The following is a 20,335-nucleotide window of genomic DNA, read 5'->3' as shown; positions in this document are numbered from 1 at the left end:
TCAAGCGGGTTTATCTCAAACAACTTCAAGAGGTCTTCCTCCCCAACGCGACATGAAAAATGCGCAGGAATGAAGTGCTTGCTCACCCTTCGCACTGACCGGCCTTGAACTGCAAGGCCAAGAGAACCAACGGTGCGTAAGCTATCAACAAACCGACAAAACCATCGATTTTGCATAATGCCACCAGAGTGGCAATCGGCAACAGCCAAATCACATTTATACCGGTTACTGACAGAGTGATAGGCAGATGGCCACCAAACTGTCGCGAAGCAAACTGATAAGCGTGACTGCGATGAGCCTCGTAAACCTTGTCACCTCTCACCAGTCGGACAAACAGGGTGCAGGTCGCGTCGACGATGAATACGCCCAGAAGAATCAACCACCCCCACAACAACGCAGGATTGACCCACGCAGCTTGCAGCGACAGAAAACCCAGCGTTATGCCCAGGAAGCCGCTGCCCGCGTCCCCCATGAAAATACGCGCGGGGGGGAAATTCCAATACAAGAAACCTGCTACAGCTAGCGCCAGTGCTATTGGCCCCCACACAAAACTGATATTGCCGGAAACGGTGTAAAGAAGCGCCCCGCCCAAGCACACAAATATAGCCTCCATACTTGCCAGTCCATCGATCCCGTCCATGAAGTTATACAGATTCAACAACCAGACAAGATAGAAGCTTCCAAACAGGTAGCCCGCCCAACCTAAATCAAGGGCCATGCCGAAAAGGTCAATCGCAGGCAACCCGTTGAGAAAAGCCACCCCGATGATCGCGGCGGAAAAGTGGCCCAACAACCGCCAACGTGCCGGAATATGGCCATGATCGTCGAGAAAGCCGATGATCGCGACGCCCCCCCCGGGCACCACGACAGCCCAGGTCAGGGACCATTGGACTTGCTCCGTCAAAGCAAGAAAAATCGCACTTAAAACAAATGAGACCACGATCGCCACACCTCCTCCCCTGGGGGTGGGCAGCACGTGAGAACTTCGAGCATTAGGAACATCTATAAGACTATTGGACAGTGCATATCGACGCAATACAGCAGTGCCTATGAGCGCCCCAATTAACGCCAACGGTAAAATCCAATATAAACTTGTCATCAACGATGTTCCAAAAATTCTTTAGCGGTTCTATTCAAAGAATCTTCTATCGATACAGGAGGGTACCAACCAAGAAGAGACTCGGTCTTTTGAATATCAACTTGCAGTGATCCACACAATCGTTGTGATAATGATCGGCGACCTAACGCAACTGCGCAGAATGTCAGCAATCGCTCAGGCACCGGAACCAACCGACTCTTGACACCTAGCGCTGTAGCGGTACGCTCCAGCAATTCGGTCGTCGACAGATCAACACCGTCACTGACCAAAAATATTTGACCGGCGGCGTTGGGATGCTCCAGGCAAACCATAATCAAACTGACAAGATTCTCGAGTGACACCAGGCTGCGCTTGTTATGAATAGCACCAAAAGGCAGAGGAATGCCCTTTTGAAGCCAGCCCATCATGTTTCGAAAATTAGCCTTTACGCCTGGACCATAAATCAAGGTAGGACGAATGATGACAACTTCCATCTCCGTCTCTGCCGAAATAGCGTGCAACGCTTCTTCCGCTTCTTTCTTGGAGAGACCGTAGGGATCGGATGGAGCCGGTATATCATCAGCAGTAAAAGGCTGACCGATGTTCGTCCCCTCGCCATTCACCTTGATGGAACTGATGAAGACGAACCGTTTAACCCCAGCTGCCGCGGCTTGCCGCGCAAGATTGACAGTGCCCTCGACATTCACCTTCCTGAATTCGGCTAACGCATCCGCGGCAACCTCTTTCATCACATGCACCCGTGCAGCAGCATGAATGACAATAGCGGCACCCTTTAAACCTTCACTCCAATCGGTAGTGGAGGACATGTCCGGGATAGAGAACAACTGTGCAGTGGGTACATTGCTATGTTTTTTTGAGCGCACTACGGAAATTGGCAAATAACCCTGATGATTATCCAGAGCGCTGACCAATGCGGATCCTACGAACCCCGTTGCCCCGGTAATCAAGACACGCCGAGGCACCTGATCTGTCTCAATAGTCAATTGAAAAACCTCTTATACTCTTTGATCAACAGATCAGAACAGGTTTTCGAGCCAAAATCGGCAATAGCACGATTCCGGGCAGCAACGCCCATTGCCGACAATAGTGAAGGATTGCTCAACATAGAAACAATAGCGGTCTTAAGCGCCCCAGAATCTCTGACAGGAACCAAAACTCCGGTTTCACCCTCTACTATTGCATCAGACAACCCATAAATATTGGTGCCGACGGTGGGAGTTCCCATTGCTGCCGCCTCGATAACGACGGTACCAAATCCTTCACGATAGCTGGGCAGGCATAACAAATCCGCGAGCGCCATATACTTTTCCGGCTCATTGGAATAGCCAACAACTTTTATGTTATTTCGAACCTTAACATCGGTGACCTGACCGACTACATTCTCTCCCGCCGACTCGAATGGTCCAACAAGCACAAGAAATACATCATTGTCCTTCTGCACAATCTCGCTGAATGCTGACATAAGCTCTTCAATACCTTTGTCAGGAGTAATTCTTCCGACAAACAGCAGAACCTTCCCGGCCTCAGTAATATTCAGGCTTTCTCGCAGAGCACTCAACTTTTCCGGCGTATAACGAAAAGTATCAAAACGATCAAGATCGATACCTGCCAGAGAGCCAGCACCCAGGACCGATATTTTCTCAGCTTTGATAATTCCATTGGAAACAAGAAAGTCTTTCTGACTGACACTATCGGCATAACAATGAGTATTAAGAACACCGATAACCTTGTCACACAGCTTTAGTATTGACCGCTTGAGACCACTCATGGTTACCCAAGGTTGGCCGGTGAACGTATGCAGCCGAATTGTCGCACCTGAAAAGAAGCCTGCAATCGCACAAAGCAATCCGGCTTTTGGCGTGGTTGAGTGAACAACATCAAATTTGTTTTTTTTAAAAATACCGACCAAGGCAATCAGACTTAAGAAATCCTTGACCGGGTTTATCTCACGCTCGATGTTTACCGGCACATAAGTAAAGTTTCTATTAGCCGCAAGCTCATCACTCATCTCGTCATTACTGGTAATCACAGTAACCGCCATACCAGAAGCATTCAATGCATCGATCTGAGCTCTTAACTGGGTCAGTACAAAAAACGGAACAGTCGAAACCCGAGCAATTTTTAATTTATTAGCCTGCACTGTAAATCTCCCTCTCATGCCTCGGCGGCGACCATCACCCTATGCCGAACCAGCAAATCCAACGGCTCAAACCGACCAGACACGCCAAAAATACGGCTGATATTTTGGAGCACCTAGCACCAGAACACAATTGGTGTGGCACTTATCGGACTACTGATTTATCTACAAAAAGCTCACCAATAGCAACGGGCACTTCTCTTTCGGGGACAAAACCAAAGGTCTCACGCATTTTGGTGGATGGATAAGTGGTTCTAGATACCAGCGCATCAACACGGGCTTGAGTTACAGGCAAACGCAAAAACCGATTGGCTATGCGGACCATCATACGCAAGGGGGCTTCAGGAAGGCTCGCCTTAGGTCGTGCCACGTGCTGCGCATCGGCCATCCCATTTATCAGATCAGACAATGCACAGTCATTCGAAAGATTGAATACCTCTCCTTTAGCTCGGGGGTTGAACCCGCAAAGCATTAACGCAGTGACAACATCATCAACGTGTATATAGGTAGCCACGGCGTCTTTCTTGGCGGTTCCTATGTAGAAAAATAATCCTTTATCAACAATTCTACCCAGTTGTCGAAGTGAGTTATTTGTCATGCATTGGCCAAACACGTTGGACGGTCTCAAAATAGCGTAACTAAAAAATGCATTATCCCTGTTTTTGACTACCAGCGAATCCCCAATCGTTTTGGTTTCTTCATAGGTCCCTTGAGGATTCTCTTCGGTTTGCTCATTGACGACGCGAACCGCACCTCTGGCTGGCCCATAAGCCCCCACACTGCTTAATTGAACAAAATGTACGGGGCGTTCTTTACATGCCAACCGATTGGCAGCCGCAACCAAACGTTCCGTGGCATCCACATGAAGAGACTGCATCAACTCCTCGTCGCGGATTTCACCTGCACAATTAAAAACAACATCACACCCCGACACCAGGGAATCGTAATTGATTCCAGCACTCGTCAGATCGGCATGTACAACCTCTACACCATTCAAATTACTTTCGAAGGAGGTGCGAGTCACCACTCTAACTTTATGACCTGAGGCACAAAGGCGTAAAAGCAACTGGCTTCCAATAAATCCTTTAGCCCCTGTCAGCAATACCAACATCTCAAACCCCTTTATACCGCGATGGCTTTGTTTTGCGCGTCTCTACGTTGCTTTCCATTAGCGATGTTGGCGCTAACAGCACGTATGAGATACGCCAACTCCAATGGATAGAAAATCCAGGAATAGATACCAAACCTGTCATTATAGGCCACATCGAACATCGCAATATGAAGACAGGAAAGAAAAGCACAGATATAGAAGACATAAGTCTCTCGTTTATCGAGCCCCCCCACCCATTTCAGAGCGATCAATAAAAACACAGAAAGCGAAGAAAATGCCCAAAAATCCCATCTAAATCCAGTCACATAGTCGACGTTATCAACATCACTATAGTTTATGACCAAGCCATAACCGGACAAAACGTCAAACAGCGATGCAACTAACAAACCAAACAATTTAAAATAGGAGGCTAACGATACGGCACCCCACAAGCCAACCACACTATAGACGCTAACTCTCAAGACCACCCGCCTAAAGAGAAAAAATGGAAAATAGACAATCGAAGATTTATGAAACAGTATTGCCACCAGGCTAAAAAAACCGCCTCGTCGCCAATGCCCCTTAACACTACACATCAGAGCAACGTTAATAAAACACAAAGCAAAACCTTGACGAATAATATTAGCCGTCAAAGAAAAGAAAAACGGATAAAACAGAACCAGCCCAAATACAAACAACGGCCAAGTGGATTGGCGACCAAACACCGCCTTGATCAAAAGGTAATACGACCACAAAAACATAAACGTAATAACATAAAAGAAGCTTTGATAATCAAGCCCAAAATAACCAAACAATTGCACCACACCGACAAATCCCGGTTCAAACGTTTGAAAGGGGTTTTCCAGACCGAAGCTTAAATCATTGAAAAAATTAATATAAACTGCAGTATCACCCTCCATGTCAAATGGTCGATTAGCTATGTCGTACGAAACGATGGTAATCGCTAGAAAAACAACAAACACCTCTATGGCGCCATAGACGTGTGCTGCCCTACGATCTGGCACCAGCGTTCTTACTGCAGCAAATAAAAACAAAAAAGCAGTGATTGCATACAGCGCCGCACTATACAGAGCTAAACTTACCATCCTATCGCCTCGATCAATCTCGAACTACACTGCCTAGCCATCAACGTACCTTGCTCTCAGGACCTATACACTTTCGAACATTTACCGTCTCGATAAATTTTTGCAAACGAAAGCAATGCAGATTTCGCATCAAAAACATCAGACTCTTAGCAGTGCATTTATGGGTAGACTTTGCCATCGCCAGGAATGTAACAAGAAAATTAGAATACAGATCCGTCCGTAAGGTTGGCAGAGAGTCAAAATACTCGTACACGTCATTCAAATAGATCGTATATGACTTTAGCTTGCCTTTTGTCGTCGACAAATAAGACCCTGCCGAAGCATTACATCTGTACTTGACCAAAGGGGCATTTATGTATGCTGCCCTGCCCTTCGGCAACAGGGAGTCCATTGCGAAAAACCATTCCATGGATTCGCGATCAGTCACAATCTTTCTGGAACCCCTTCGATAGGCATAAGAGCTATGAACGGCAATCGGCCCCCACCGCGCCAGTTCCTCCAGAGAGAGAAGGGATACTACGCTCTGATCAGCGTCTGGATATTGCGTTTCTGACAGATATGATCCGTCATCCGAAAAATAAATTGCTTTATGAAAAACAACGTTAACACTTTCATCGTTCTTAAAGACATCATGCTGACGCTGGAGCTTGCCTGGTAGCATGACGTCGTCACCGTCAAAATGGTAAACAACGTCCCCAGCCGCCATTTTATGCACACCATGGTAATTTAAAGCGGGGCCGACATTTTTCTCTCGAAGAAGGAGCTTAATTCTACCGGGATGCCTCCCGGAATATGCACGAAGCACTTCTTGAGTTCGATCAGTGGAGCAATCGTCAGAAACGATAATTTCACACTCGAAGTCGATCTCCTGAGACAGTATGCTATCCAGACACTCTTCGACATACTGTTCCTGATTATAACAGGACACCACTACACTCCCGGACAACATTACGCGCTCCTTTTTCTATAAATCATAAAACCAACAATCGAAACAAAAAAATACAATATATTCATCAGTAGATTAGCTATGAAAACCCCCTCTATACCTAATCCACTATTTAAGAAAGCAAGACCCAAGCCGCAAAAAACCACCCCCTGAGTCAACTCGCCCACCAAATAGATTTTTAGCGCCGCCTTGGCGATCACAACAAAACCCACAACATACGTCGTCACTCGAAACAAGTCCGCCAACAACTGATATTTTATAAGCCCTTCAAGATCGATAAATTCAGCAGAGAGCAATAACGGGATCAGATAATGTCTAAGAAGGAAAAAGACGCCCGCTCCGAGTACAAAAATGGCCATTACCATTTTCATAAACTTAAAAACCAATGGCGTTATCTCTGCAACTTTTGTTTTTTCTGACACCATGGGCATAAAATATACAGCGAGAAAAATGGTGAAAAAGCCCATGTAAGCACTGGATAATTTTATGGAGGCTTGCCAAATACCCGCTGCTACAAAGCCCACATGCTCAATGAGTTGCTCACGGATAATTATCTCTACCAGAGGGGCACTTATTGCCCCTACCGCAGCCATCAAGGTAAATGCAAGCAGGCGCTTGAACCCTGCCACTTCATATCGAAAACCTATGGGCCACTTCGAAAATATAGATTTTCGATAGAAGTACATCGCCGGTATCGAGTAGAGCGAAAAGAAAAACACCATCGACAATGCAGCACCGACAAATTGAAAGCTTTGAATCAAGATCCAACTAACTGGCAATACAAGTATATTCCCAACGACCTGAATTATTGCATAGGTCTTGGTATCCCTTAGCCCGTTGCTGACTCCAGTCACGAGATTGGTAAACGCAAATCCAAACTGAGCAACAGACAGAAACACCACAATCCAATAATATTCCGGCGTCTTGAAGATATATTCAGAAAGATAGCTTGAAAAGATACAGCCTAACACACAGACCATAATGCAAAATATCAAAGAATAAGCCTTTGATACCGCAATCATGCTGACCAATTGCTTCGGCTTTCCTTTGTACTGGGCTACATATTTTATAAGTCCGTTTACAATACCACCACCTGCCAACAACGACAGTATGGTGACAACACTCATAAAATGACCTAATTGCCCCATCCCTCCAGCGCCTAGATAAACCGCAACGAGTTTGATAAACACGAAGCCAACACCAATCTTGGAAATCTGAGCGATCGTAGTCAAAGCGGCGCCGATCAGCGCACGCTTTCTATCCCCGGAGTTGACCGTCACCTTACTGGCAGGATGCATTAACCGCACCGACCACAGCATTTACCACCTGTTCCATTTCTGCCTTACTCATCCCATACCAGATTGGGAGGCGAATGAGGCGTTCACTTTCAACAGTAGTATGTACATCCTTCCCATGAAAGCGACCCAACCGCAGTCCGGCAGGTGCGGAATGCAACGGTATATAATGAAACACTGCACTTACGCCAAGTTCTTTCAGAATGCCCAATACCTTGCTGCGAACCTCGATATCTTTCACTTTAATATAAAACATGTGGGCATTGCCGATACAACCAGCAGGAATCACCGGCAACTCTATACGGCCCGCCCTAAACAGTTCCTGCAGAGCGAGATAATAATAATCCCATACACCGCGGCGCGCACTATTGATCTGATCAGCTTTTTCCAGCTGCCCAAAAAGATAGGCAGCCTGCAACTCGCCTGGAAGGTAGCTGCTACCCACATCGACCCACGTATATTTATCTATCATCCCTCTGAAAAAAAGACTGCGATTGGTCCCTTTTTCGCGAATGATCTCTGCTCGAACTATAAACTGCTCGTCATTGATGAGTAGCAACCCACCTTCACCACCACTCGTATAGTTTTTTGTTTCATGAAAACTATACGCACCAAAATGCCCTATTGTGCCTAACGGACGTCCTTTATAGGTCGACATCATCCCCTGCGCTGCATCCTCAACAACATAGAGTTTATGCCGGGCAGCTATATCCATAATCACATCCATTTCGCATGCAACGCCTGCGTAATGGACCGGAACGATCACCTTGGTTTTTTTTGTAATTGCAGCTTCAATAAGCGTTTCATCAACATTCATCGTATCGGGCCGAACATCAACAAATACTATCTTTGCTCCCCGCAAGACGAAAGCATTTGCAGTGCTGACGAATGTATAACTCGGCATGATCACTTCGTCGCCGGGTTTGATATCTACAAGCAAAGCGGCCATTTCCAGAGCCTGGGTACAGGACGGCGTCAACAAAGCCTTTCTACAAGCCAACTTATCCTCAAACCAAGTTTGACAGCGAGTTGTGAAATCACCGTCACCTGACATTTTCGAGCTGCGCATTGCGGCCATGACAAACTGGTCTTCGTTGCCAGTATAAGGAGGCTTGTTAAATGGAATCATATTTAAACTCTTCATTAAGTTTTTTCTCAAGTTCGATAAGATCCTTTTTTCGTTCCTTAAACCGTTTTGCCGGATTACCCACGTAAATCCCCCATGGCTGGGTACTTTTATTCACCAGCGCCATAGCCCCGACCGAACATCCCTCAGCTAACTGCACGCCTGGAAATATGACGGAATTTGTCCCGACAATGACATGCCGCCCAAAACTTACGCTTGAAAATTTCTCTTTTTTGAATTTGGCTGGCACAGTAGGATTAGTTAAACTTGCGCCACTATAGTCATCCGATTGAGTAAAAACTTTAACGCCATAAGCTAACCCACTAAAATCCTCAAACGTGATTCCGGGCGCTCCCCCCGCGACTAGACACATAGGTGCCAGATGAACAAATCGCCCTATTTTTACTTTCCCAGAAATAACGCAGAAATCATCAATTCTGGAGTTATCACCGATTTCGATCTGATCGGCATTATATATACTAGCCTTGTCACTGATCTTTACATTCAGTCCCAACTGTTTAAAACCTAGCTCTTCAAGCTGTTGCAGTGTGAGATAAGCCATTACCTTCTCGCCTCTTCAACCGAACTAAAACCTATAAAAATACCAAACCAATCAACTATTCCAAGCTCACTAGCTTATGAGACTCAATAGATACTGCCCATAACTATTCTTTTTCAACTCATTGCCTGTTTTGGAAAGTTCCGCAGCGCTCAGCCAGCCACTATTAAAAGCGATTTCTTCCAGGCAGGCGATTTTATAACCCTGGCGCTTTTCTATTGTCTCAACGAAATGGGAAGCTTCGAGCAAGCTTTCGTGAGTACCGGTATCCAACCACGCAAACCCTCGTCCCAGAAGCTCCACATGCAAATCACCGCGATCCAGATAAGCTTGGTTGATGCATGTTATTTCTAACTCACCGCGCGAGGACGGTTTGACTTTTTTTGCTATTTCAACCACATCATTGTCATAAAAATATAACCCGGTTACAGCAAAATTCGATTTAGGCTTGAGCGGTTTCTCTTCAATAGATATCGCTTTGCGGTCCTCATTGAACTGAACCACGCCAAATCGCTCCGGATCCTTAACTTGATAACCGAATACTGTCGCACCGCTTTTGCGCTTCACAACGTCTTGAAGCATCGGCGTAAACCCTTGGCCATAGAAAATATTATCGCCAAGCACCAAACATACGGGGTCCTTTCCAATAAACTCTTCACCAATAAGAAATGCCTGCGCCAGACCATCAGGATTCTCTTGAACTGCGTAGCTCAGCCTCACACCGAACTGATTACCATCGGCAAGCAAACGCTGGAATCCCGCAAGATCTTCAGAAGTCGTGATAATGAGAATATCTCGAATGCCGGCGAGCATGAGTACGGAAAGTGGATAAAAAATCATCGGTTTGTCGTAGATCGGAAGCAGTTGCTTGGATACCCCTTTTGTCAGCGGATACAAACGAGTTCCCGAACCGCCCGCCAGAATGATGCCTTTCATATTCTACCCTCACGCCTGATCCTAGGCTTCTCAGCAACATTAATACATACAATCGACTGACCAGACACAATTGTACATCTGTTTACAATTGTTTTTTTGCCCGGCAACCCGATGTGGAGCAGTTTCCTTAGCTGGACATTCAGCTGCACAAGATCGTCTATACAAACCCACCCTCATAGAGCCAAAGCACAACCAATAGAGCCTGCGCATCAAATGAAAAAAATCGATAAATACGATCTATCGATTTTTTATCTCTTACCGCCTGCACAGCAACTATTCACATTGACATGCTCTACGGGCGGATTCAACTGTTGAACTTGAGCATTTCAGTTATCGACGCACAAGTACAGTCGCCGAAGCGTCTCAAGAACACGCGCTAACACTTAGCTCTCTTTGATTTTCTTTGCACTGATTAAAAGAGAGTTTTGAATAAGCGCAATGACTACACCCAACATCAACCCCAAAACCAAACCGGCCAATATGATGAGTACGATTTTTGGTTTGACGGGTGAACCCGATGCCTCTACAGCACCATCCATCCTGAAAACCTTCGCCTCTTGGAAGCTTTCCGACAACTGTTTGTAAAAATTGTACTTGGTTTCAACATCACGCAATCTATTGATGAAAGGATCGTCGGATTTCCTGGTTTTCAAATTCTCTATTTCAGCTTCCAGCGCTTTCGTTCCACGCATATAAGTAAGATCACCGTCCATGTCACCGGCAATACTGAGCGAGGATTTCGAGTTACCACCCAAGTTAGGCGGCATTTCCAGACCAATTGCTTTGGCCACAACTAGCGCTTCACGGAGTTTGACGAGGGAATCTTCTCGCGCCTTATCTCCCACTTCACGCAACGAGAGCATTTCCTGATAGAGGTTTCGAGCTTCAACTCCGAACTCGCTGGAAATATTTTTGTTTATTTCTTGTAGCGCCAACTCTTGTGCTCGCCCTACATACTGGTCCACCCACTTCGCGGCCAACTCAGAATCACCATGCTGGATGACAACGGAGTATCGATCTGCTTCATCTTTACCCACTACAGAAACCAATAAAATCTTTGATAACTTCTTATATAACAACCCTTGAGAATCTTCACTCCTACCTAATGCCGGAAGGTATGTATTTTTGAAAAACTCCCGACGAAGCGACTCAGCCTTTAAATTCTTGAGAAAGACCGTATAAACATCCTCAATCATCAAGATAGGCAATCTTTTCTCTACGGTCCGACCGTAGTTCAGGTTTTCTATATCATTCTGCGAAGGTGGAATAACAAAAGCTTTCGCTTCATAAACAGGCTCAGCAAGAAAAGCATAAGTGGCCGCAACAACGGTCCCCAACAGAGCCATACATAAAATTATAATTTTCTGCCGCCAAAGCGTAGAAATGAGCGCATGCACATCGAGCCCATCAACAATTACAGAATTATTGGAATCAACCTGCATATCCTAAAGCCCTTGAAATAGAAAACATTATGAACCTGCAAGATCAACACAAAAGCCATCGCCTACGTGGCGATCCACGGCAATCAATTCGCCAAACTGAGCCAGGGAGCGCTGCGGTTCCCAACCCAACTGACTGCTCTTTCCCAGCAGAAGGATTTTCATGCCTTGCCCGAACGACCCACGTAGTTCTGGTCGATCCACTGCTGGTAGCTGCCGCTCTTCACACGGGCAACCCACTCGGTATTTTCGAGGTACCACTCGACGGTTTTGCGGATACCCGTCTCAAAGGTTTCTTCCGGCACCCAACCCAGCTCGCTTTGAATTTTGCTGGCGTCGATAGCGTAACGCTGGTCGTGACCAGGACGGTCCGGAACGTAGGTGATCAGGCTGGCATGTGGACGATGAGCGGAGTCTGGACACAGTTCGTCGAGCAGCGCACAAAGGGCCTGCACCACTTCGATGTTTTGCTTTTCGTTATGGCCACCGATGTTGTACGTCTCGCCGATAACACCTTCGGTCATAACTTTGTACAAAGCGCGGGCGTGGTCTTCAACGTAGAGCCAATCACGAACCTGATTGCCTTTACCGTAGACCGGCAGTGGCTTGCCTTCCAGCGCATTGAGAATGATCAACGGGATCAACTTCTCAGGGAAATGGCATGGGCCGTAGTTGTTCGAGCAATTGGTGACCAGGGTCGGCAAGCCGTATGTGCGGCTCCAGGCACGAACCAGGTGATCGGAACTGGCCTTGCTGGCAGAGTACGGCGAGCTTGGCTGGTAGGGTGTGGTTTCAGTGAAGAGGTCTTCCGGCCCCTCAAGGTCACCGTACACTTCGTCGGTAGAAATATGGTGGAAGCGGAAGCCGGCTTTATGCTCGTCTTCCAGAGCACTCCAGTAGTGGCGAGCGGCTTCCAGCAAGGTATAAGTGCCGATGATGTTGGTCTGGATGAACTCGGAAGGGCCGGAGATCGAGCGATCTACGTGGGACTCAGCCGCCAGGTGCATGATCGTATCGGGCTGGTGTTCACGCAGGACGCGATCCACTTGTTCGCGATCGCAGATATCCACGCGCTCGAACACATAACGCTCACTCTGAGCCGCTTCTGCTACAGACTCAAGATTACCGGCGTAGGTAAGCTTATCCAGATTTACTACAGAATCTGCGGTATTGGAGATGATGTGGCGAATGACTGCAGAACCAATAAATCCGGCACCGCCGGTAACTAGAATTTTCACGCGAGGACCATACCCTTGAGTTGCTGAAAGTGCTCTGTATCGAGCGCCGTCTAATCCATGAATGCAAAGGCTACTGCATCAACCGTAGCCTATCTCCAGTCCGTGCCAAGTCAAAACACTCCATGGCATCTCCGAGCTCTCGGACGGGCGCAACATTTTACAGTTTAAAGACGGATTTACTAACGGATATAGACAAGCAACGCGTGAAAATCTGATCTGAACCCGGCCCTTACTGGAATCAGACCGAGTGTCTGCGCCGCGCTCTTACGGTACGACTGACTAACCAGCCAATCAAGGGCCCGATCAGCATGCCTGTCAGCAACGCAACGACGACCACAACCGATACCGGCAATTGAGGCCCGGCCAAGCCCAGGAACAGCAAGGATACCGATTGCTGGTTCTCGAGCACAAAAGCCAGAATCGCCAGCACTAGCAACAGAACTGCTACCACGAGGAGAACGCGCTTCAGACTACGCATCAATTGCTCCTTGAACTGGCGCTATCAAATCCCCTCCTCCTCGTCTTCATTCACCCGATCCCTAAGCTCTTTACCCGGCTTGAAATGAGGAACGAATTTCCCATCCAGACTGACAGACTGACCAGTCTTTGGGTTACGACCTACGCGAGGTGCGCGGTAATGCAGGGAGAAGCTGCCAAAGCCACGGATCTCGATGCGATCACCGGTAGCCAGGCACTGGGACATTTGCTCGAGCATGGTCTTGATGGCCAGCTCCACATCCTTGGATGAGAGCAGCCCTTGATGGGTGACAATTCGTTCGATCAACTCCGACTTCGTCATATTTTTCCCTTCTTTTTCAAGCAGCTAGATCAGCGCTTCAAAGGTTTTAGCATGCCCGAAGGATTTTGAACAGCCCGTGTATTGACTTATCTACACAGCGCTTGAGATACCACGCGCAGGCAAGGAGTAGTGACATTTTTCGAAGCAAAAAGTTTTTGGCACTGGATTCAGGCAGCACGGAATGTTCGCCGCTCATCTGCAGACAACCAGCATGTTGCGTGTGAGATAGCCGGCTGGATTCCAGCCAAAGGGGTAGTCCTCGGCGCTCTCTTTGACATCGCTGGACCTGGTGATAACTTTGTAACCCTGCAATTTACACTCACGATCCGCTCGCTTGTAGCATTTCTCCCAGCCCGAGCCGAGCCCTGAGCAGTCGATCTCTATACCGCTAACCCCACGTACCACGTGGGCTTTGGTGTTCGTTGTACAGCCCGTCAGAACCAGCACTGCCATTATGAAAATGAGCTTGTTCATTCCGCTCCTTAGGCAGGGTGCGAACCCTACTTCAATGCATACCAAGCCAAAGCCTAGCCTAAACCCCGAATAGGCGATTGATCAGTTTGCAGGCGCATTGGGCGAGACCTCGAAAGATCAAAAGATCGGCGGTCGAACCTGCGGCAGCTACGGGTCTTGTGTAGACCTGTGATTGCTCAAATCCCAGGCACAAAAAAGGGCGACCGAAGTCGCCCTTTTTCTATGGTCTGACAGAACTTAGTTCTGTTTTTCCATTTGTGCACGCAACAGGTCGCCCAGAGTGGTAGGACCAGCAGCAATTTCCGAAGTCGCTGGCTTGTCGCGCAGGCTCTGGATTGCTTCTTTCTCTTCAGCATCGTCTTTCGACTTGATCGAGAGCTGGATTACGCGGCTCTTGCGGTCAACGCTGATGATCTTGGCTTCTACTTCCTGGCCTTCTTTCAGAACGTTGCGCGCGTCTTCAACGCGGTCACGGCTGATTTCGGAGGCTTTCAGAGTCGCTTCGATATCGTCGGCCAGAGTGATGATGGCGCCTTTAGCGTCAACTTCCTTCACGATGCCTTTAACGATTGCGCCTTTGTCGTTCTCTTGAACGTACTCGGAGAACGGATCGCTTTCCAGTTGCTTGATACCCAGGGAGATGCGCTCGCGCTCTGGGTCAACCGACAGGATAACGGTGTCCAGCTCGTCGCCCTTCTTGAAGCGGCGAACGGCTTCTTCGCCCACTTCGTTCCAGGAGATGTCGGACAGGTGAACCAGGCCGTCGATGCCGCCGTCCAGACCAATGAAGATACCGAAATCGGTGATCGACTTGATGGTGCCGGAGATTTTATCGCCCTTGTTGAACTGGCCAGAGAAATCTTCCCATGGGTTAGATTTGCACTGCTTGATGCCGAGGGAGATACGACGACGCTCTTCGTCGATGTCCAGAACCATAACTTCCACTTCGTCGCCGACTTGTACGACTTTCGAAGGGTGGATGTTCTTGTTGGTCCAGTCCATTTCGGAAACGTGTACCAGGCCTTCCACGCCTTCTTCCAGCTCAGCGAAGCAGCCGTAGTCGGTCAGGTTGGTTACACGCGCGGTAACGCGAGTGCTTTCCGGGTAACGAGCTTTGATAGCGACCCATGGATCTTCGCCCAGCTGCTTCAAGCCCAGGGAAACACGATTGCGCTCGCGATCGTACTTCAGAACCTTGACATCGATCTCGTCGCCAACGTTGACGATTTCGGAAGGATGCTTGATACGCTTCCAAGCCATGTCGGTAATGTGCAGCAGGCCATCGACGCCACCCAGATCGACGAATGCGCCGTAATCGGTGAGGTTTTTGACGATACCTTTGACTTGCTGACCTTCCTGCAAGGATTCCAGCAGAGCTTCACGCTCGGCGGAGTTCTCGGCTTCGAGGACGCTGCGACGGGAAACGACAACGTTGTTGCGTTTCTGGTCGAGCTTGATGACCTTGAACTCGAGCTCTTTGCCTTCCAGGTGCGTGGTGTCGCGCACTGGACGGACGTCAACCAGAGAACCTGGCAGGAACGCACGGATGCCGTTAACGTCGACAGTGAAGCCGCCTTTAACCTTACCGTTGATAACGCCCTTGACCACTTCTTCGGCTGCGAAGGCTGCTTCCAGAACAATCCAGCATTCAGCGCGCTTGGCTTTTTCACGGGACAGTTTGGTTTCGCCAAAGCCGTCTTCGACCGCGTCCAGCGCAACGTGAACTTCATCACCAATGTTGATGTTCAGTTCGCCAGCGTCGTTGTGGAACTGTTCCAGCGGGATGAGGCCTTCAGACTTCAAACCAGCGTGAACGGTTACCCAACCAGCTTGGTAATCGATATCAACGATGACTGCGGTGATGATGGAGCCAGCCTGAAGGTTCAGGGTTTTTAGGCTTTCTTCAAAGAGTTCTGCAAAGCTTTCGCTCATTTTAATTCCTGTTGATAAGGGCGAAGAATACGCCCATCTGCCACATCCCAGACGATGTGGGTTACGTTCATATAAAAGAAAAGCCGCAGGACTATGCCTGGAGTCCCCTGCGGAATTTCTGGGTCATCCGGCGATATCGCGAATGGCGATCTCGCTCATGATGCGTTGCAACACCTGCTCGATGGACAATTCCGTGGAATCCAGCTGTATGGCGTCAGCCGCCGGCTTGAGCGGGGCTACCGCTCGCTGGGTGTCACGCTCATCGCGTGCACGTATCTCATCTAGCAGACTCGACAGACTAACATCATCGCCCATAGCCTTCAACTGCAAGTAACGACGACGAGCACGCTCCTCGGCACTGGCGGTCAGAAAGATCTTCAGCGGTGCGTCGGGGAACACCACCGTACCCATGTCCCGACCATCCGCCACCAGCCCCGGAAGTTCCTGAAACGCCCGCTGGCGCTGCAGCAAGGCGTCCCGTACCGCCGGCAGCGCGGCGACCTGGGAAGCCCAGGCGCCGACTTGCTCGTTGCGCAGGTCGTCGGTGACATCGTCGCCTTCGAGGATGATTCGCTGCGGATGACCGTCGGTCGCCGCGACGAACTGCACGTCGAGATGAGCGGCGAGCAACTTCAGTGATTCTTCATTGGTCAGGTCGACCCCGTGATTACGCGCAGCAAAGGCCAGCAAGCGGTACAACGCGCCGGAATCCAGCAAGCACCAGCCCAGGCGCTTGGCCAGGATACCGGCGATGGTGCCTTTGCCTGAACCGCTCGGCCCATCGATGGTAATGACGGGTGCCTTGATCATCACGACTGGGCCTCTTGCACAACGCGGATGCCAACCTGCGCGCACAGCGCGAGGAAGTTCGGGAAGGAAGTCGCGACGTTGGCGCAGTCATGGATGCGGATCGGCGCATTGGCGCGCAGCGAAGCAACGCTGAAGGCCATGGCAATCCGGTGATCGCCGTGACCATGCACTTCACCGCCGCCGATCTGGCCACCGTCGATGATGATGCCGTCCGGGGTCGGTTCGCATTTGACGCCCAGCGCCAGCAAGCCATCGGCCATGACCTGGATACGATCCGACTCTTTGACTCGCAGCTCTTCGGCGCCACGCAGCACCGTGCGCCCTTCAGCACAGGCGGCAGCCACGAACAGTACCGGGAATTCGTCGATGGCCAGCGGGACCAGCTCTTCCGGGATCTCGATCCCTTTCAGTTTAGCCGCCCGCACACGCAGGTCGGCCACTGGCTCGCCGCCGACTTCACGCTGGTTTTCCAGGGTGATATCAGCGCCCATCAGACGCAGGATGTCGATGACGCCGGTACGGGTCGGGTTGATGCCGACGTGCTCGAGCACCAGCTCGGAGCCTTCGGCGATCGACGCCGCGACCAGGAAGAACGCCGAGGAAGAAATATCCCCCGGGACTTCAATGTGGGTCGCCGTCAGTGTGTGTCCGGACTCGACCGAAGCCGTAGCGCCTTCAACGGTTACCGGGTAGCCGAAACCACGCAACATACGCTCGGTATGGTCGCGGGTCGGTGCCGGCTCGGTCACGGTGGTCTTGCCTTCGGCATACAGGCCAGCCAACAGCAGGCAGGATTTAACCTGGGCGCTGGCCATCGGCATGGTGTAGGTCAGGCCTTTGAGCGTGTTGCCACCGCGAATGGTCATCGGAGGACGACCCTCTGCCGCCGTTTCGATGACCGCACCCATTTCGCGCAGCGGATTGGCCACGCGGTTCATCGGGCGCTTGGACAGCGAAGCGTCACCGGTCAGGGTGCTATCGAAGCTCTGCGCAGCCAAAAGGCCAGACAGCAGACGCATCGAGGTACCGGAATTGCCCAGATAGATCGGACCTGGCGCGGGTTTCAGGCCGTGCAGGCCGACGCCGTGAATGGTCACGCGACCGTGGTGCGGACCTTCGATCACTACGCCCATGTCACGGAAAGCCTGCAAGGTCGCCAGGGCGTCTTCGCCCTCGAGGAAACCTTCCACTTCAGTGACGCCCTCAGCGAGAGAGCCGAGCATGATCGAACGGTGGGAAATCGATTTATCGCCCGGTACACGAATCCGCCCAGTCAGGCGGCCACCAGGTTGTGCCAGGAAAATCAGGTCGTTGGAGTTCATAGCGTCCACATAGGCCCGGCGGGCCAGGATTTTACTGAAATGCTCGCGGGCAACCCGGGCGCGAGTGAACACGCCCAACAATTGGTGCCCATCCCCTGCATCGACCGCGTCGCGCAAGGCGTCGAGGTCGCTGCGAAATGTATCGAGTGTGCGCAGGACAGCTTCGCGATTGGCGAGGAAGATGTCGTGCCACATGACCGGGTCGCTACCGGCGATTCTTGTGAAATCGCGGAAACCGCCCGCAGCGTAACGGAAGATCTCAAGATTTTCATTGCGTTTGGCCAATGAGTCGACCAAACCGAAGGCCAGCAAGTGAGGCAAATGGCTGGTCGCCGCTAATACTTCGTCGTGACGCTCGACCTGCATGTGCTCGACATCGGCGCCCAATTCGCGCCACAACCGGTCGACCACTGCCAGGGCGGCCGGATCGGTCTGATCCAGCGGAGTCAGAATCACTTTATGGCGACGGAACAACTCGGCATTGGAGGCTTCCACCCCGCTCTGCTCGGAACCGGCAATCGGATGCCCCGGCACGAAACGCGCCGGCATACCGCCGAACGCCTCGGTTGCCGCGCGCACCACATTGCCTTTGGCGCTGCCGACATCGGTCAGAATCGCTTGCCCCAGATCCATGCCGGCCAAGCGTGCGAGCATTTTCTCCATGGCCAGGATCGGCACGGCCAGCTGAATCACCTCAGCCCCCTGGCAAGCAACCGCCAGGTCCTCTTCGCAACGATCGACCACGCCCAGCTCGACCGCCAGCTTGCGCGATTGCGGATCAAGATCGACACCCACCACTTCGCGGCACAGGCCACTTTCGCGCAAGCCTTTGGCAAAGGAGCCGCCGATCAGACCCAGACCGACCACCACCAGGCGACCGATCATGGGCACAGCAGGTTGCGTTGCAATGACATCAACCACGAGCCAGAACCTTGGCCAACGCCTCGAGGAAGCGACTGTTTTCCGCTGGCAGACCGATGGTCACGCGCAGGTGATTCGGCATGCCGTAGTTAGCCACCGGACGCACGATCACGCCCTCACGCAGCAATCCCTGGTACACCGGCGCGGCAATGCGCCCCAGATCGACTGCAATGAAGTTGCCTTTGGAGGGGATCCAGCCCAGACCCAACTCGCGAAAGCCCGCTTCCAGCTGCTGCATGCCGGATTCGTTCAAGCGCCGGCTTTCAGCCAGGTACTCGGCGTCCTGCAGCGCGGCACAGGCCGCGGCCAGGGCCAGGCTGTTGACGTTGAATGGCTGACGAACCCGGTTCAGCACATCGGCGACCACTGCTGTGGATAAGCCATAGCCGACACGCAGCGCAGCCAGGCCATAAGCCTTGGAGAAGGTCCGCGAGACCAGCAGGTTCGGGTACGCCGCGAGGAAGTCCAGGCCATCCGGCAGATCGCCGCCCTCGGCATACTCGATATAGGCTTCGTCGAGCACCACCAGCACACGCTCAGGTACATCCTGGAGGAATTCGTCCAGCGCCTCGGCATCGAACCAGGTTCCGGTCGGATTGTTCGGATTGGCGATGAAGACCACGCGGGTATTGCTGTCGATGGCGTCGAGCATCGCCGGCAGATCGTGCCCCCAGTCTTTGGCTGGAATGACACGCGCCTCGGCACCCACGGCCTGGGTGACGATCGGATAGACCGCAAACGCATGCTCGCTGAACACCGCATTCAGCCCCGGCGCCAGATAGGCACGGGCCACCAGTTCGAGAATGTCGTTGGAACCGTTGCCCAGGGTCACTTGGTCGAGCTGCACGCGGCACTGCTCGGCCAACAGACTCTTGAGGGCAAAGCCGTTGCCATCCGGATAACGGGTCAGTTCGACCAGCGCCTCATGAATCGCCGCCAGGGCTTTTGGACTGGCTCCCAGCGGGTTTTCGTTGCTCGCCAGCTTGACGATTTTGGCTGGATCCAGGTCCAGCTCGCGTGCCAGTTCGTCCACGGGTTTTCCCGGGACGTAAGGCGAGAGTTGTTGTACGCCTGGCTGTGCCAGAGCGAGGAAGTCGCCACTCATT

Annotated in this window: 19 protein-coding genes; all 19 read right to left on the bottom strand. The window is 50.8% G+C overall.

Annotated elements, in window-relative coordinates:
- Positions 1-82: 82 nt before the first annotated feature.
- The 19 genes from F8N85_RS27895 to hisC all read right to left on the bottom strand — a co-directional run bounded on the left by F8N85_RS27895 (position 83) and on the right by hisC (position 20,334).
- Positions 83-1,099, bottom strand: a complete 1,017-nt coding sequence (locus F8N85_RS27895) for an MraY family glycosyltransferase (protein WP_150806717.1) — start codon at positions 1,097-1,099, stop codon at positions 83-85.
- Complete coding sequence (locus F8N85_RS27890; RefSeq protein WP_150806743.1) at positions 1,099-2,061, bottom strand: UDP-glucose 4-epimerase family protein; 963 nt, start codon at positions 2,059-2,061, stop codon at positions 1,099-1,101. Before F8N85_RS27890 ends, F8N85_RS27895 begins: the two co-directional genes overlap by 1 nt.
- A 17-nt stretch (positions 2,062-2,078) precedes the next feature.
- Complete coding sequence (locus tag F8N85_RS27885; RefSeq protein ID WP_150806716.1) at positions 2,079-3,239, bottom strand: glycosyltransferase family 4 protein; 1,161 nt, start codon at positions 3,237-3,239, stop codon at positions 2,079-2,081.
- Positions 3,240-3,381: 142 nt separating this feature from the next.
- On the bottom strand, positions 3,382-4,347 hold the full coding sequence (locus F8N85_RS27880) for an NAD-dependent epimerase/dehydratase family protein (RefSeq protein WP_150806715.1): 966 nt from the start codon (positions 4,345-4,347) through the stop codon (positions 3,382-3,384).
- Positions 4,348-4,358: 11 nt separating this feature from the next.
- Positions 4,359-5,432, bottom strand: coding sequence for an EpsG family protein (locus F8N85_RS27875; RefSeq protein WP_150806714.1), 1,074 nt, complete (start codon positions 5,430-5,432; stop codon positions 4,359-4,361).
- Positions 5,433-5,472: 40 nt separating this feature from the next.
- The gene (locus F8N85_RS27870) at positions 5,473-6,360 is read right to left on the bottom strand and encodes a glycosyltransferase (RefSeq protein WP_263596388.1); all 888 of its coding nucleotides are present in this window, start codon (positions 6,358-6,360) and stop codon (positions 5,473-5,475) included.
- Positions 6,361-6,380: 20 nt separating this feature from the next.
- Positions 6,381-7,676: an O-antigen translocase gene (locus F8N85_RS27865; RefSeq protein WP_191636280.1), complete on the bottom strand. Its 1,296-nt coding sequence runs from the start codon at positions 7,674-7,676 to the stop codon at positions 6,381-6,383.
- Positions 7,660-8,802, bottom strand: a complete 1,143-nt coding sequence (gene rffA, locus F8N85_RS27860; protein ID WP_150806711.1) for a dTDP-4-amino-4,6-dideoxygalactose transaminase — start codon at positions 8,800-8,802, stop codon at positions 7,660-7,662. The genes F8N85_RS27865 and rffA overlap by 17 nt, the downstream gene beginning before the upstream one ends.
- Positions 8,789-9,361 carry an acyltransferase gene (locus tag F8N85_RS27855; protein ID WP_150806710.1) on the bottom strand — a complete coding sequence of 191 codons (573 nt, stop codon included), beginning with the start codon at positions 9,359-9,361 and terminating at the stop codon, positions 8,789-8,791. The genes rffA and F8N85_RS27855 overlap by 14 nt, the downstream gene beginning before the upstream one ends.
- A gap of 69 nt (positions 9,362-9,430) precedes the next feature.
- Positions 9,431-10,294: a glucose-1-phosphate thymidylyltransferase RfbA gene (rfbA, locus tag F8N85_RS27850; RefSeq protein ID WP_150806709.1), complete on the bottom strand. Its 864-nt coding sequence runs from the start codon at positions 10,292-10,294 to the stop codon at positions 9,431-9,433.
- A gap of 383 nt (positions 10,295-10,677) precedes the next feature.
- Positions 10,678-11,736 carry an LPS O-antigen chain length determinant protein WzzB gene (locus tag F8N85_RS27845; RefSeq protein ID WP_150806708.1) on the bottom strand — a complete coding sequence of 353 codons (1,059 nt, stop codon included), beginning with the start codon at positions 11,734-11,736 and terminating at the stop codon, positions 10,678-10,680.
- A gap of 158 nt (positions 11,737-11,894) precedes the next feature.
- Complete coding sequence (gene rfbB / locus F8N85_RS27835) at positions 11,895-12,971, bottom strand: dTDP-glucose 4,6-dehydratase (protein ID WP_150806707.1); 1,077 nt, start codon at positions 12,969-12,971, stop codon at positions 11,895-11,897.
- A gap of 238 nt (positions 12,972-13,209) precedes the next feature.
- Positions 13,210-13,449 carry a lipopolysaccharide assembly protein LapA domain-containing protein gene (locus F8N85_RS27830; protein WP_150806706.1) on the bottom strand — a complete coding sequence of 80 codons (240 nt, stop codon included), beginning with the start codon at positions 13,447-13,449 and terminating at the stop codon, positions 13,210-13,212.
- Between the two features lie 24 nt (positions 13,450-13,473).
- Positions 13,474-13,770 carry an integration host factor subunit beta gene (ihfB, locus tag F8N85_RS27825; RefSeq protein ID WP_065886416.1) on the bottom strand — a complete coding sequence of 99 codons (297 nt, stop codon included), beginning with the start codon at positions 13,768-13,770 and terminating at the stop codon, positions 13,474-13,476.
- Between the two features lie 192 nt (positions 13,771-13,962).
- Complete coding sequence (locus F8N85_RS27820) at positions 13,963-14,244, bottom strand: hypothetical protein (RefSeq protein WP_150806705.1); 282 nt, start codon at positions 14,242-14,244, stop codon at positions 13,963-13,965.
- A gap of 237 nt (positions 14,245-14,481) precedes the next feature.
- Positions 14,482-16,176: a 30S ribosomal protein S1 gene (gene rpsA / locus F8N85_RS27815; RefSeq protein WP_150806704.1), complete on the bottom strand. Its 1,695-nt coding sequence runs from the start codon at positions 16,174-16,176 to the stop codon at positions 14,482-14,484.
- 123 nt (positions 16,177-16,299) lie between these two features.
- The gene (gene cmk / locus F8N85_RS27810) at positions 16,300-16,986 is read right to left on the bottom strand and encodes a (d)CMP kinase (protein WP_191636279.1); all 687 of its coding nucleotides are present in this window, start codon (positions 16,984-16,986) and stop codon (positions 16,300-16,302) included.
- Positions 16,986-19,193: a bifunctional prephenate dehydrogenase/3-phosphoshikimate 1-carboxyvinyltransferase gene (locus F8N85_RS27805; RefSeq protein ID WP_263596389.1), complete on the bottom strand. Its 2,208-nt coding sequence runs from the start codon at positions 19,191-19,193 to the stop codon at positions 16,986-16,988. The genes cmk and F8N85_RS27805 overlap by 1 nt, the downstream gene beginning before the upstream one ends.
- Positions 19,194-19,221: 28 nt before the next feature.
- Entirely contained in the window at positions 19,222-20,334 is a 1,113-nt protein-coding gene (gene hisC / locus F8N85_RS27800; RefSeq protein ID WP_150806701.1) for a histidinol-phosphate transaminase, read from the bottom strand.
- Position 20,335: the final 1 nt, after the last annotated feature.

The sequence above is a fragment of the Pseudomonas fluorescens genome (assembly GCF_902497875.1).
Lineage (GTDB): Bacteria > Pseudomonadota > Gammaproteobacteria > Pseudomonadales > Pseudomonadaceae > Aquipseudomonas > Aquipseudomonas fluorescens_BR.
The sequence above is the reverse complement of the archived record's forward strand: the minus strand, read 5'-3'. Positions and strand labels throughout refer to the sequence as shown.